Raw genomic sequence first — 14,884 nt, 5'->3', positions numbered from 1 at the left:
GAGCATGTGACGAGCAAGTGATCATGGGATCGACAGGGCCGTTCCGGTGGCGATTACATGCCCTTGACCATTCAGTTTGCGCCGAAAGTATGCCTTTGGGCTTGACCTTAGCATTCAACGAAGGATGTGATCCGGAAGTAGCTTGGCATCGGCAGAGTCGCGATGGCCGCCCGAAGATAGTACACCTGGACATGCGAGCGACTATTTCAAGGACGAACGGTCGCGGTGTCCAGGCGGCGGTGCAGCATTGATATCAAGGTCAGCACGTCGAGAGCGTCCGACCGGGAGGTGGCCCACAGAACCTTGGGTGCGTGGGCGCTCGGGTTGCGGAAGGTGCTGAACAACCCCTTCATCAGCATCACCAAGCCGTTCTGTTCCGAGCGCTCCCATTCGGTGGTCAGTGCGTTGAAGGCGATGCGCGGTCCCTGCCCGATGGAGCACGTCTTGTCCACCAGGCCGGATCCGTCGCCGATCTCGCCGGTCAGAGCTCGCAGCTTGTCGGCCACGCTCTTGGACGCCTCCAGGACGGCGTGGAAGTAGTTGCGCTGCATGAGCTCAGCTCGACAGAAGTGCAGAACATCCGGGTGAACACCGCGTCGGCTCAGCTCTGCACGCAGGTCGTCTGCTCGTTGCTGGGCCTCTGCCACGGTGGTGGCCGCAGTCGTGCGCGCGACCCTACCGTCGTCGAGGATCTTGTAGCCGCTGTAGAGGAGAGCTTCGTTCACCGCTGAGCGCGCATCCTCGAAGGCGAGCGTGGAGGTGAAGCGGACCGGCCGCATCACCTCGCCCACGAGGCGCAGCATGGGCTTTCCGTCCCCCTGACGGTTCTGCCGCTCGGCGACAGCGTTGAACAGACGCTTCCATTTCGTCTGCTGCTCGCTACCGGCAGGCTCGGTGATCCTCAGCGGAGCGATCAGATTAGGGATCTGCGGTCCGGTGACTGCGTTGGCCAAGGCTTTGCAGATCTGCTCGACCGAGGCGGCGGGGAAGGGGGCGGGGGGCAGCGTGGCCTGCGACATGGGATCCATGCTCCTCGTCTGCTCCCATAGCGCGCTACTGGTTTGCCTACCTCCACCGTCGCGCCGTCCTGCAGAATCACCGAGCTGCGCAGGCAGCGTGAGGATGAAAAGCGTTCACTGTTCAATAATCGCTGCGGCTATCGAAGAGTTCCATGGCCACCACAGCAAAATCGCCCATAGGTATACTAAGGCACTCAAAGTGGACGCGTAGTGAATGCAGCAGAGAGCCACGAGTCAGCCAGCAACGGACGCTAACCCGGAGTATCATCCATTTCAGAACGATGGGGTGTTTGTGACGGGCGCTAGTGCTTCCGATCGCACAACGGCTCAGTACGAGCAGCGGTCCTGGGACAAGCGGGTGGAACCGCAAACTCCCTCGATGGCCGACTCGCCTGGTTACACTCACCGCAGGTTTCGCGTGGGCTATGCCCATGTCCCCGATAGTGGCTGGGGTAGCCGTCCCATGAGCAGCATTGGACGGTACTGAGCAGGCAAGGACGTCCTGCCATGTCCGCTGGAATTAGGACTGTCGTCATCGAAGACGGCACGGAGGTGCCGATAGAGCGCGAGCCGCTGCCGCTGCCGCTGCCCACCTCCAAAGACCTCACTGCCCTCAAACGTCATTTGAGTACCAATCCCAACATCAACCTCAACGAAACAGCAATCGAGACTGCCGTCGGGCTGTTTATCAACCTCCCCAAGGTCATCCGAATCGCCACGCACGAGGCGGGCAACGATGGCTTGAGCTCGCAGTATGTCGGCAGCACGCACCTGCTCATTCTCGAAGGCGAGGCAGACGCCGAGGCACTGTCGTACCTCCTGGGGAGCGCGCGACTGAGCGGCCTGCCGAAGGGGCCGCAAATCACCGGTGTTCGAGACGAGGCCGGAAGGCTTCAGGCACAACTGTCGGTGGAGTTTGATTCGGTCGCCGAGGCCGAGAACTTGGTGGACAGCACTGTCCGCGGAACACTGCTCGACACTGGCGCCATCTACAGCGACTCGATCCTCGGTCACGGCGTGATGAGTCCAGTCGAGGCTGTCCTGGTCGAGGCCCGATTCCGCGATGGCACCCCATCCATGGTCAACGCCGCTTTGTACGACGGCACGTTGCGGGCAACCAGCGCAGCCTTGGTCCGTTACTACGACAGCACGCTGTCTCCGGCGAGGAACATCGAGCGAGTTGCGCAGGAACTGCGGGACGCTCTGACGACGCCCGCCCGCAAACGCCGAGCACGGTACCTACGGCAGGCCGAGGCGGCGAACCTCGCTTACTCACGGGGCGGGCTGACCATGCCAGTGCTGCGCGAGTTCCAGGCCAGACGGATACCCGTACGACTGATAGTTGGGGCGCAGTTCAGCAACGAAACCGATCTCGATGAACTCCCCGCCGCCATCGCCGCCGCGCAGAGCATCCGACACATCAGTGTCAGCCCGTGGCGCGAGGCGGCCAAAGACACCGTGACGGCACAACGCATGGTACTGCACCTGCATCAGGCCGATCACGTGTCGGAGGCGTTTGTTCACCTCACCGAGGACCGACCTCTTTCTGACGAGGAGATCAACCTTCTCTTCCCGGGGGCGGACCCTGCGATGGTGACTGACCGGACTAGTCATGCCCGTCCGCTGTGGCGAGCACTCATCATTGTGCGCACGCTTACCAACCCTCAGGTCTACGACGAAGCCAAGCGATTCATCCGCAGCGACCAGGGCATCGCCACTGTCCGCCCACATCGCTACGCCGGCTTCATCGGAGTACTGGTGGACCTGCCATGGCGGCTGACCAAGCCCCAGACGACCGACACCGCCCGTAACGCCTGGCGTAACGGCGGCGTTCTCTCCGAGGGGATCTTCGCCGACTGGGAGCCGGTATTCGAGCCAATCGAGGAACTCCTCCGGCTAGCCCAAGATGGTGACGTCTCAGCTCAACGCACGCTCCAAGTACTAGCTGGCACCGCCCTGCTCGCCGACGGCATCCTGACCCGCGACCGCGGCAGCAAGATCGGCGAGGACGGAGTGGCTTACCGGGCCACACCGCCGGTGCTGCTCGCCTCCTGGATCGACACCCGGCATGGTCGGCTCCAGGCCGCCCAGGTCGTCCGCAGCTTCAATCATGAGCGCGCAGGCGGCTCAGGCACCGGCCGAGCCGTAGGCGTCGACTACACCTACCCAGTAGTTGACGATGAGGGCGTCCCGGTTCCCTCTGGGCAGAGCCATCGCATGCTCATCGAGGGTGACCTGTTTGAGCAGGCTAGTCCTCAGAAGGCAGCGGGGCGACATGAGCAGGTCAGCGCTGCGCAGAGGAACCGCAGCCTCTCCCGAGAGCAACTCAACGAGCAGCGCCGCTTCATGATTGTCGACCTGATCGGCCGAGCAGCAACCATCGTCCAGCAACTGGAGGCCGAACTCGCGGATTACCCGAGCAAGTTGCCGGAGCATCCATTCGGCACCCGCGCCGACTGGAAACTGATCCGCAGTAAGGTCGGAGATCTCGGTGAGTCGATGATCCTGCTCATGCCTCCGCCCGATCCAGAACCGCCTCTGCTGGAGCCAGAGGAGAACGACATGCAGGACGCGGACGGCCTGGAGAAGGCATGAGCACCCAACGGCCGCGCCGACTGGCGCGCAGCCGCGCCACCGCAGTCACGTCGCAACAGCCGCTCACCTCCACTCCGGATCCCCGGCAGAGCACGCCCACAGACGACACCACCGCACCCGCTCCCCGTTCCAAGCTTGGTCACACCACGTTTGCCGTTGCCGGCGGAACTGCTAGTGCAGGCGCGGCAGCCACAACGGTCTACGCCTCGGGCGGAGGTGTGCCGTTGATACTGGGGGTGGTGCTGCTAGTCCTCGTGATCGGCGCCTCGGTCGGGCTACTCCTCGCCTTAATGCGAAGCGATGATCAGCGGAGCACCTACGAACGGCTCATGGGCCTGCTGGGACTTTTGCTGACCCGGCAGCCTGATCGCTATCTGGTCGAGCCCGGTAGTGGTTCGCGTGCCCAGCCGGGGCAGTCAGCGCAAACCCCCGTCTCCCGGCGTGGGGGCAACGAGGCCGGGACTGTTGATAGGCGAGTTGGCGAGGGGGTGAGGCTCCCAGCAGATTTCGGCGAGCCCTAAAAGGCTGACATGAGCGGGGTGCTGTCAGGGCTCGTCCTGCTGGGCGGCTCGGCGCTCGCCAAGTACGAGCTCATCGACGCGGAGAGGGCCCACCACAAGATCGCGCGGATGTGTGCCTGACTGGGGGCGTCCCGCTCGGGCTACTACGAGTGGCGCGAGCGGCCGGCCTTGGCCACCGCGCAAGGCCGCGCGCTGCTGGCGGCGCTGGTCGCTGAGATCTTCGCTGGCTAGTACGAGACCTACGGCTACCGGCGGGTGCACGCCGCCCTGGCCCGCTGCGGCGAGCACTGCTCGGCCGAGTTGGTCCGCGCCCTGATTCGCGAGCAGGGCCTCCTGGCCCAGGCGTGCGCCTTCCGGCCGGCCACCATCGTGCCAGACGGTGACTTCCGCAGCATCCCCGACCTGATCGGCCGTGACTTCACCGCTGATCGGCCGGGCGTCAGCGAGTGGACTTCTACGCAGCAGGTCGCCTACCTCCTGGAGGTGGACGCCTGGCTTGCTGTGGACCACATCCACATCAAGTAGAGGGCCGGGCTCGGCGCGGCCTGGCCAGCCGCTACGACTGCCGCATTACCGCGCCGTCACACGTCCCAGATCGCTCCGGATCGTTCCGCATCGTTCTGGGTACGACGCGGAACGATCCGGGGCGGTGCGGCTACGATCACGGCGCGGGGTTGGACTGGTTAGCGTCAGGGCGTCTGTCGCGCGGAGACCGTCGGTGGGTGGGGCGCGGGCGCTGGCCGACCACCGCGGTGATGAGGTTGAGGACGGCCACGGCCAGGAGGATGAACTCGTGCGGGGTAGGCATGATCGTGCGCGCTCCGTTGTTCGGCGGGAAGGCCGGGCCGATGTCCGGTCCGGTCTGTTCCATTGGCGCGGTGCCGGGCTTGTCCGGCCAGAGGTTTCGGACCCGGTGGACATGTCGGACCTGCCCGAGCGTCAACGCCAGGCAGCGTCTGTTGCGCTTCGCGACCCGGCGGCCGACCAGGCCATGCACGAGCGGACCGGTATGGAGGCAGACGGATGAGCACGCGCCGGCCGTTGGCAGCATCCGTTCCGGCAAGCACTCGGCCAGACCCGGCTGCCGTCCGTACGCCCGAGCAGTTCCGGCAGGCGCTGAGCGCGCTGGCCGGCGGGCGCGGCCCCACCGAGTTGGCGGCTGCGGCACGCCGTCTGCAGCCCTCTGCCTCGCTGCCCAAGCAGACCGTGAGCGACCTGATCGGCAAGGGACGCTCCAGCGAGGCCACTCTGGCGGTGTTCCTGCGTGTTTGCCACGTGCCCCGGCAGGAGCACCAGGCATGGCAGGCTGCCCGCAGGCGTGCCGCGGGGCACAGTCGGGAACCGGATCTGCGACGGCTCGTTCCTCTAGTGCGGGTGGGTGATGCTGATCCGCGTGCTTGCGGCGTGCATGCGGCCATTGAGGTGCCCGGCGCCGACCGGGAGCTGCCGGTCTACGTGGAGCGGGATACCGACATCGATCCGAACGGTGTGCGGGCGCTGATTCGGCGGGCTGTCGCCGGCGGGCGCGGGCAGTTGCTGCTGCTGGTCGGGGAATCGTCGACAGGCAAGACCCGCTGCGCCTTGGAGGCGATCCGGCAGGTGCTGCCGGACAGTTGGCTGCTGCACCCGGCTGGGGTGGAGCAGCTGCGTCAGGCCGCGGCGCACCCGTGCGCTGATCTGGTCGTGTGGCTGGATGAGCTGCAGAACTACCTGGTCGGAAGCGGGGGACTCACTCCGGATCTGGTGCGCGCGCTGACCGGCTCCGGCGTGCTGCTGATCGCCACCATGCGCGAGGAGTTCTACCAGGGCTACGCCCGCCAGCCCGAACCTGAGCACTCTCGGGCCTACGCGATCGAGTGGGATGTGGTGAGGAAGCAGGCCATCCCGATCACCATCCGTGCCAGGCTGAGCGCCGCCGAACAGGCACGTGCCTATTCGGCCGCCGAACGCGATGGATGCCTACGGGCCGGGCTGTGGCTCGACGCGCACGAGCCCTTCCCCGCGATCGCCGGCGCGCCCGTGCTGACCCGTCACGCCGAGGGGGCTGCCCCCTCGGCCCGAGCCGTCTTGCACGCCGCTGTCGATACCGCCCGGCTCGGGGTGCGATCCTCGCTCACCAGCGACTATCTGCGTGAGGCAGCGCTGGGCTATTGCGATCTGCGGCAGCGCGGTGCCCTGCCGCGCGATTGGTTCGCCTCTGCCATGGCCTACTTGACCGAGCCGCTCGTCCGCGGCGCCGCGGTGCTGGATCCGGTCGCTCCGCCGGGCGAGGTGGGCGCTCACGGATATCGGGTGGCGGACTACCTGCTGCAGAAGATCGGCCGGGCACGCCGGTTCGCCAAGGTGCCCGCCACCACCTGGCGTGCCGTGATCACGCATGTGACCAGCCCCGCCGATCAGGTGCGTGCCGCCGACCACGCCTCATACTTATTGCTGTACGCCGCTGCCGAGGAGTTGCTGCGCCGAGCCTACGCGGCGGGTGGCGACGCCTCCGAGCAACTGGTGGAGTTGCTGCTCCGGCAGGGCCGGATCCAGGACGTGCGGCCTCTGGCCGAGACCGGCGACATCGTCGCCGGCGAGCAGCTGGTGCTGCACCTGCTCCTACGCGACCGGGTCAGCGAGGCCAAAGCCGTCTGCCTGCACGTCGGCACCGGCCCGTTCCCCTATCCCTGGCTGGTTGCCGACGCGCTGGCCGAGCGCGGGAGGATTGAGGAGGCGATCGCCTTTCACCGCACTCTCGCCGCCCGAGGGGATCTGTCCACGGTCGGGCAGCTGGCGTGGCTGCTGGACGATCACGGCCGCATCGACGACCTGCGCGAGCTCGCAGAGCAGGGCCGCCTCGACGAGGACGACCCTGCCGCCTACCACCTGACGCGGCTCCTGGCCGAACAGGGCCGCATCGACGACCTGCGCGAGCTCGCCGACGACGGCCTGTACTTCGCCGCCGAGAAGCTGGTCGATGTGCTGGTTGCACGGGGCCGGGCGGGGGAGGCGATTGCCGCGTTGCGCGCCATCCCCGGGGCAGCCCGCTACCCCATCGTGGCGACGATGCTCGCCGATCTGTTGCTGGAGCAGGACGATGTTGCGGAGGCGATAGCCGCCCTGCGCCCCTTCGCCGCTGCAGGCCACCGCTCCGTCATCGTCCGGCTGCTCGCCCTGCTGCTCCCACGCGCTCCGATCGAGGAACTGACCGCTTTGATCAGCACCGACGGCCCCGTAACCACCGCTGAGCTGGCTGGCCTACTGGCCGAGCACGGCCGCATCGACGACCTGCGGAAGCTGGCCGAGGCGGGCGACACCTTCGCCGCCTACCGGCTGGCCAAACTGCTGGCCGAGCATGGTCAGGCCGGGGAGGCCATCACCATGTTGGCCGCTCTCACCGGCCCCGGCCCGGAAAATGCCCAGACACTGCTGGCCGACTTGCTGGCCGGACAGAACCGGACCAGCGAACTGCGTGCTCTGGCCGACGACGGCAACGCCGCCGCTGCCAATCGGTTAGCCGATTTGCTGGCCGAGCAGGGCCTCCTCAAGGAGTTGCGTTCCCTGGCTGAGGCCGCTCACCCCGTTGCTGGAGATCGGCTCGTCCGGACGCTGGCCGAACAGGGCATGATCGATGACCTGCGCCTGCTGGCCGAGGCGGGCCACCACCATGCCATCAGAGCACTGGCCGACCTGCTGGCCGAGCAGGGCCAGCTCGAAGAACTGCGGGCTTTGGCACGGGCGGGCCATGACGACGCCATTCAGGCACTGATTGAGCACGGCCAGACCGAAGATCTGCACGCCCTCGCCCACGCGGGCCACCATGCAGCCGTCCGACGACTGGCCACGCTGCTGGCTCGGCAAGGTCGGGCCGAGGACCTGCGCATACTGATGGAGGCTGGCCATCACCAGGCCGCCCAGCAGTTGGCCACGCTGCAGGCCAGACAGAAGCATGCCGAAGAGCTGCGCGCCCTGGTCGACGTCGGCGCCCCCTACGCCGCCCAGAAACTGCTCGGCCTGCTCCATGACCAAGGTCAGAATGAAGAGGCGGAACGCATCCAGCGATTCGGGCTGCCGCTCCCGGAGGTGGATGACAAAGGGAATTGACCATTCCTGGGCCGTGCCCAGGGATGCGCTCAACCCACCACCGCCGTACCGTCGCAAGCGGGGCACAGCGCTCACCGGATCGGAGACCGCGTTGATCACCAGCCGCTTTCAGCACCTGCACATCGCTCCCGAGCTTGCGCCCCGGCCCACTGGCGAAGTGCGTCGGCCCATGATCACGCTGATCAACGCGAACGCTGCCTGCCCACAGAGTGGACGGCATACGGCCCGCCATCGCCGGCCGCGTCGTACTCCTCCGGCCAGACCATTCATCGGGCGCGTGCGTCTGCTGCCGCTGCGCTTTATATGCGTGCACCGCCGCGCCACGGGGCTGGGGCGGCGATGACACCGAGCGGAACCCCTTGACTCCTGACCGAGAAGCAAGTGGTATCCGCCTTCCAGCGCTGGCTCACCGAGCAGGGCTGGACCGTCGAACCGGCCACCCGAGACGGCCCCGACATCGTCGCCGCACGCACTAACCAGCAGCTGATCGGTGAGGTCAAGGGCCACACCGGCTATCCAGGGACCGATCTGGACATCGCCTACGGCCAGCTCCTGCGCCGTATGATCGATCCGAATCCGGAAGTCCGCTACGCGCTGGTCGTTCCGGCTTCGATCCGTTGGCACGTCGAACGTGTCCCGGACCGCGTCCGGCGAGCCCTCACCATCGACCTGTACGTCGTCGATGATCACGGGCAGGTCACCCACATTCGTTGATGACCGACCGAGCATGCGGCTGTGCGCACGCCGAGCCGCCTGCGCTCCGAGAGGTCGGCCGCGCGGACGGTAGACGACCTCCTCGTCGAGCGGCCGGGATAGAGCACGAGCAGTGCTCCTCCAGCGGCGGGCCGGGGTCGCTGCCGTCCCCGCGGCAAAGTTCAGGCGCGGCCGCGCGGGTGGTAGCGACCTGGGCTGGCGGCGGCCGGGTTCTCGGGGAACATCCTGTCCGCGGCGCAGGTCTCACCCCCGGCCAGGGAGAGAAACGACTGCCGCCGCTCTTGGGGCCGAGGTTGGTCGCGGGGGTTGCGTCTGCCGCGAACACGGCGTCCCTATGCCCAGGTCTGGACCCAGAGCCGGGTAGCAGTGTGGCGGGTCACGGGTTAGCGTGCAGCTGTGGCGGTGTGGCGACCACACACCTGACGGCGTTCTTGAACTACGTTCGAGAGGACGTCTTGTATCGTTGTGGTGGCTGGCCGCTGCGCGGTCTGCTCGCCGGGCTGCGGTGGGCGGACATCAGCCTGGAGACCCGTTAGCTCATGGTTGTTCAGCATCTCATCCGCGTCAATGGCCGGCTGCGGCGTCGTCACCACGAACCGGCCATGCCCCGGCTCCTGGGTCGCCGAGCTCACCGGCCTGCTGAAGCTGACCGGCTGGCCCCAGGGCATGCGCGTCATCCCGATCATCACCGCTCTGGCCCGCCTGCACGCCCTGCCAGCGCCGACCTGACCACCATCCAACCGGCCCCACGACCAGGAAGGAAAACCCGCGGGCCAGTGGAACCCCGCTCACTCGGCGCGACAGCCGGGCCACCACGCTGACCACAGCGAGGAAATCGACCTCCAGCCGAAACCCTCAGCCAACCAGCTCAAGGTCGAGAAAGATCGAAGCTAACCACTACAGATTGTCGGACATCAACGCAACACTTGGCTCGTGTCAGATCCCACCTCCCTACGTGCCCAAGTTCAGCCTCTATTGGACAAGATCGTCACTGGTGCGCTGGACTCCTCCCTGCCCTTGGCCGATGTGCTCCGTGTGTGCGTGGCAATCGGTAACCAGACCCAGTCCGACATCCTCCGTGGGTGGGCGGTGAAAGAACTCACCGGCTACGGCTCTGACGATGAAGTCCCGCCGTACCGCGCCTTCGCCGCCTCGCTGTGGGTCACGCTGGAGAATAGTGGTGGCGAGTACCACGAGCGACTCGTTCGGTCCGCGCTCCCCGAGCAGTTGGCCGAAGCCATAGACGACCGCGTGGTTCTGCGGCAGAACGTTGCCACCCTAGAACTTGATGCACGCAAGGCTGACCTGCACAACTACGCGATGACCTTCGACCTCGCTCGCGCGGACGATGTCGTTCAAATGATCAATCAGCACGCCGAACTCCCGCCAGAAACAAAAGCCACAGCCGTCGCCTGGCGGGTGGAACCGACCGTGGTGCTCGGCGTGCTCGACCATATGCGTACTAAACTCGTTGATCTGGCTAGCGATCTTGTAGGGGAGATCATGTCTGGACAAGCGACGCTGTCATCGGAACAGGCTGACCAGGCTACTCGCGTTGCGGTCTATGGCGGTACCAACCATTTCGTCATGCCAAGCACGTCCGGTGGTGTTTCGACCACGACCGTTACACACGGAGCCGCAGAAACGACCACCAGATGGGTACGCTTCTGGCGCACATCCGGATGGTGGATCGCCTTGGTCGTCGCGGTCATTGGGGCCGTCGCGGGCCTCGGTCAGTGGCTGCACTGGGAGTGGTTTAAGTAGCGCTCTTCTGTTGGAGCGCCCAACGCGATAGGACCCGCGCGCCGCTCACCTTGACCACGACGGGGGCAACTTCCCTTCTCCGCGGCCATGTGGCCAGCCGCTTTTACGGCGCCGGAGGGCGTGCCGGGCGTCTTGTAACCGCGCGGTCAGAGGGATTTCTTGCGGCGGGTCGGTAAAGGGCGAGCTGCGGTGGCTGGCACGGTGAAGGCGGTGATGATGTCGGCGGCGACATCGCGCAGGCGCCGGTTGTCGTTCTGCGAGGTCTGCCGAAGCCTGGCGGCGCACCGGTGAGCGTCCTGCGGTAGCGGTGTGGATGGTCGAGCAGCTGACCGAGTTCCTCACCCTCGTCCGGAATGACCGGCTGTTCGCGCTGTGGTGGCTGACCGCTCTCCGAGGTCTACGGCGCGTCGGTTGCGCTGGATCGATCTCGACACCGCTCGGCGCGAACTGACCATCGGACGCCAACTCGTCCACACCGACCATGGCCTGTTCCCGTGCCCGCTAAAGGATTGCCCCGTCACATCGGTGTAGCTGCTGGCCGCCGTCCCGCGCTTGCTCAGAAGAAGGTGTCCAGCGTGTGAAATCCCAGCTCACGATAGGGGCAAATTTTCGGCACTCACGGAAAAGTGAAACTCTGCCTGGACGGCGTCATGTTTTCCTGGTTCGCCCGTCTCTGTGAAGAGGAGAGGGGGCGCGATGGGTGAGCCTGTGGTGTACAAGCGGTGTGGTTGCTCGGAGCAGGACAGGGCATGCCCCGACCTGGTAGACGAAGGCCACGGTTCGTGGTGCTTCGCGATTCAGGTACTGGGCCCGAACGGACGTAGAGTGCGGACGCGGCGGGGCGGATTCCATAGCGCAGAGGACGCCATGCGAGCTGCCCGCGATCTCGTCGCCGCCGATATTCCGGGTGGGGTGAGTGCAGCGTGCACCGTGGCGCAGTGGTTGCGCCACTGGCTGACGGCCCTCCAGCCCGTTCGCGAGCGCACTCGGCAGGGTTACGCCGATCATGTGCGGATCCACCTGATCTCCGGTTTGGGCCGGATCCCGATCGCGGAGCCGGGGCAAGTCGACCTGCGTCGCTTCTTCGCCGGCCTGGTTCAGCGGCGCAATCGGTACGGCAAGGCGCTGTCGCCGTCTACGGTGCAGCGGGTCCACGCCACGTTGCGGGCGGCACTTAACGAGGCGATCCGCGAAGGTCTGATCGACACGAACCCGGCACGCCGGTTGCGTCTACCGCATGTCCGGCGTCCACATGCCCAGGTCTGGACCCGAAGCCGGGTGGCGGTGTGGCGGGCCACAGGGCAGCGTCCGGCGGTGGCGGTGTGGACGACCGAACAGCTGACGGCGTTTCTGGACTACGTCCGCGAGGACGTGTTGTATTCGTTGTGGTGGCTGGCCGCGTTGCGCGGCCTGCGCCGCGGCGAACTCGCCGGGCTGCGGTGGGTAGACATCAGCCTGGAGACCCGTGAGCTTACGGTCGTCCAGCAGCTCATTCACGTCAACGGCCAGCTCCGAGTCGTCCCGCCGAAGAGTGAGGCGAGCCAGCGCACGATTGCTTTGGACACCGAGACGATCCGCCTGCTGCGCCGCCATCAGCAACGCCAGCACCTGGGCGGGCTCGACACTGCTGGCTGGGTGTTCACCCGCGCGGACGGTCAGCCGATACGGCCGGACTACCTGACCTACCGGTTCCGGTACCTGGTGACCGCCAGCGGTCTGCCGCCGATACGGCTGCACGACCTGCGGCACGGCGCTGCCAGCACAGCGTTGGCCGCGCACGTGGACCTGCGTACGGTCCAGGGGTAACTCGGGCATGCCAGCATCGTGCTGACCTCCGACACCTACACCTCGGTTCTGCCCGAACTCCATCACGCGGCAGCGGAAGCCACGGCACGCCTGGTGCTCGCCACAGCACGAAGAACAGGTCACCGACTACGGAAGCGGACACTGCAGCTCCAACGTCGCCCCATGAACCGGCCGCCACGCTGAGCGCAATGCCAGAAAAGTCTCGTGGTGTCTGCTTGTCCCAGAGGTGACCCAGGTATGACCCATCTCTTGATTCTTTGATCAAGGGAGTGGGTGAACCTGCAGGTCGGAGTGGTAGGGCGCCCGGGGCTCGAACCCGGAACCTACGGATTAAAAGAAATGTCCAAGAATGCCACCCGGTGCTATACCGTATCAGGTGCCGACGAGCATCCAACGAGCAACCGTGGGGCGGCTAGCATCCCTTGACCGTTCCTCTTTACGTTCGATTTGCGAGCGCCCGACCCTGTTCAATGGCCTGGCATGATGCGGCATTGGCTCCCGGCTCAGCCCGATCCGCGACAGCCAAGTCGCGAAGACGTGCTCGCCGCTAATCCGCAGAAGGCATAAATCCCGGCTATGGAAGGACTCCTTTGTGTGCGGTCCGTGGTGCTGCAGCTGGCCTTCGAGAACTCCTCATGCGCTTACTGTCGGCGATGGCCATACTCAGTATCACGCCCGCCGCCCCTACCGTGTGTGAGATCCTTCCAAGGCCACAGCCTTTCCCTGCCTCCTGAACGAGCACACACCGTCGGGGCCGACTTCTTACGCGACCAGGCCGGCGCACCGCTGGCCTGAGACTTCTTCGATGTCCAGGCGCTGAGCAGGACGCTGCTGTACGTCCTGGCTGCCATGAACAGGTCACTCGCCGTACGTGTTCATGGTTCTGATGAGTCTGGATCCAACGGCAAGAATCGTAAGAGGGCGGACCATGCGGTGGAAGGCGCTGTTGAGCGCCTTCCTGATCGCGTTCGAGGGTCGTCTCCAAGATCAGCCGTTGAGTGGACACTCCCTCTATAAGAATCACCCGCGGAAGAACCAAGGGTGCGGCGCTTCCGCCGGTCGGCTATAGCCCAGCTCTACTCGATCATCAGGTGAAGACTGGCGGCTATGCTGACCCCAGCAACCACTGCAGCTGCTGGACCGCTGGCCAGCGCGATAGCCAGCCCTGCCCCAAATGCAATAGTCAATATCAGTGCCCATCGATGAGGAAGCCTCTGCTGGGTCGGCGTCTCAGTTGGCCGTTCGATCTTCCGTTGGAACAACGTGGTTCCCCTTGCTTGTCTTCGCGCGGCGCCTGTGTACACGCCTTGCTCCAGAAGGTTTCTCCGCCATCATGTGGACTCGCTAGACGGAGTGCCACCAGACTGAGAGAACGCCTTGACCCGCCTCAGGAGTTCTCGGGAGGAAGATCATTTATCGTTGCAGGGGAAAGCCTGAGGCGGGTCAAGGCGTTGAGTTCAAGACGTCCAGATCCGTGGCGACGACTGGAGGAAGATCTTGAGAAGCAAGGACCGGGTTCGACTCGTACACAGGCGCTTCGACCGTATGGTCGCCATGCTTTCTATGGCTGCAGAAGCGTCAGCCAGACTCGCCAGTAGAGGAGCATGGCCCAGTGCGATAAAAGTTCGAGATAGATTCATCTGCCGCGAAGGTCGTGAGTTGGCCCATGGCTTTTTTTTCCGATCGCAGGCTTCCGCTTCCGGAGCATCGTCCGCCCGCCACGAGAATCATGTCTCCACGTGGCATCGCCTTACGCTTCTACCTGATAGCGCTATGTGAAGCGCAGATGCGCACGAAGAAGGGTAGACGGCCGCAGAACAAGCTACCGATTCGGTCCGGGGGGATGGAAACGGGTTGGATTGATTTGATTGCCGCACCGGTCGCTCGGCAACATTCTTGGAAAGATATATGTGAGTGTAGCCGACAAGAAGCAGCGCATGCTTCAGTCTGCTCTGAAAAGGCTATCTAACACAGAAGTCCGCCTGGTTCATCTCCCATCGGAAGCCAAGAGGATGGGAAGGTACGAGAGGTTCCTGCTGCTGGATGAAGGCGGGACGCGTGTAGATGCATGAGAACGTCTTCGGTCTGCCGGTCGGTCTATTCCGAAACGGATGGATCCATTTCCTGGAAGATGCCGAAATAGCATTTTTGCTCGCGCTTGCCCGTCAGCAGCATCGCGATCAAGGGGTCGGGCCGATTAGGCTCTTCAGTGATGACCGTATTGTTAGGTACGGCCTTGGGAGGGATGCCTATTCTTCTCATGAAATGCTTGGTAGATTTGGCCTCATTGAAGTGGAAAAGGAGGCGGACCGACGTGGCCTTGATGGGCAAAGCCGTGATTGGTCCACCCTGATGAGGCTACATAGATTCAGGATTCTA

9 protein-coding genes and 1 pseudogene are annotated in these 14,884 nt (G+C 65.1%); 7 read left to right on the top strand and 3 right to left on the bottom strand.

Translation table 11 applies throughout. The annotated features are described in order from the left end of the window. Positions 1 to 206: 206 nt before the first annotated feature. Complete coding sequence (locus tag ACWDRB_RS55240; RefSeq protein WP_449908696.1) at positions 207 to 1,019, bottom strand: TIGR02391 family protein; 813 nt, start codon at positions 1,017 to 1,019, stop codon at positions 207 to 209. A gap of 507 nt (positions 1,020 to 1,526) precedes the next feature. Here ACWDRB_RS55240 and ACWDRB_RS55235 point away from each other — a divergent pair. Next, complete coding sequence (locus ACWDRB_RS55235) at positions 1,527 to 3,614, top strand: hypothetical protein (protein WP_449908694.1); 2,088 nt, start codon at positions 1,527 to 1,529, stop codon at positions 3,612 to 3,614. Positions 3,615 to 4,381: 767 nt separating this feature from the next. After that, positions 4,382 to 4,660 (top strand): annotated as a pseudogene (locus ACWDRB_RS55230) (hypothetical protein); the annotation flags it as partial. 136 nt (positions 4,661 to 4,796) lie between these two features. On the opposite strand, the gene ACWDRB_RS55225 reads toward ACWDRB_RS55230, so the two are convergent. Further along, positions 4,797 to 5,132 (bottom strand): hypothetical protein, encoded by a 336-nt coding sequence (locus ACWDRB_RS55225; protein ID WP_449908692.1) that lies wholly within the window; start codon positions 5,130 to 5,132, stop codon positions 4,797 to 4,799. A gap of 26 nt (positions 5,133 to 5,158) precedes the next feature. On the opposite strand from ACWDRB_RS55225, the gene ACWDRB_RS55220 reads away from it, so the two are divergent. The 5 genes from ACWDRB_RS55220 (at position 5,159) to ACWDRB_RS55200 (ending at position 12,505) form a co-directional block, all read left to right on the top strand. Beyond that, positions 5,159 to 8,221 carry a hypothetical protein gene (locus ACWDRB_RS55220; protein WP_449908690.1) on the top strand — a complete coding sequence of 1,021 codons (3,063 nt, stop codon included), beginning with the start codon at positions 5,159 to 5,161 and terminating at the stop codon, positions 8,219 to 8,221. 381 nt (positions 8,222 to 8,602) lie between these two features. Continuing rightward, positions 8,603 to 8,935 (top strand): hypothetical protein, encoded by a 333-nt coding sequence (locus tag ACWDRB_RS55215; protein WP_449908688.1) that lies wholly within the window; start codon positions 8,603 to 8,605, stop codon positions 8,933 to 8,935. 567 nt (positions 8,936 to 9,502) lie between these two features. Continuing rightward, positions 9,503 to 9,664, top strand: coding sequence for a hypothetical protein (locus ACWDRB_RS55210; RefSeq protein ID WP_449908873.1), 162 nt, complete (start codon positions 9,503 to 9,505; stop codon positions 9,662 to 9,664). A gap of 246 nt (positions 9,665 to 9,910) precedes the next feature. Continuing rightward, entirely contained in the window at positions 9,911 to 10,699 is a 789-nt protein-coding gene (locus ACWDRB_RS55205; protein WP_449908686.1) for an AbiTii domain-containing protein, read from the top strand. 867 nt (positions 10,700 to 11,566) lie between these two features. Continuing rightward, on the top strand, positions 11,567 to 12,505 hold the full coding sequence (locus tag ACWDRB_RS55200) for a tyrosine-type recombinase/integrase (RefSeq protein ID WP_449908684.1): 939 nt from the start codon (positions 11,567 to 11,569) through the stop codon (positions 12,503 to 12,505). A gap of 2,097 nt (positions 12,506 to 14,602) precedes the next feature. On the opposite strand, the gene ACWDRB_RS55195 is transcribed toward ACWDRB_RS55200, so the two are convergent. After that, positions 14,603 to 14,767, bottom strand: a complete 165-nt coding sequence (locus ACWDRB_RS55195) for a hypothetical protein (RefSeq protein WP_449908682.1) — start codon at positions 14,765 to 14,767, stop codon at positions 14,603 to 14,605. Positions 14,768 to 14,884 lie beyond the last annotated feature (117 nt).

The organism is Nonomuraea sp. NPDC003707 (assembly GCF_053587055.1).
The sequence above is the reverse complement of the archived record's forward strand: the minus strand, read 5'-3'. Positions and strand labels throughout refer to the sequence as shown.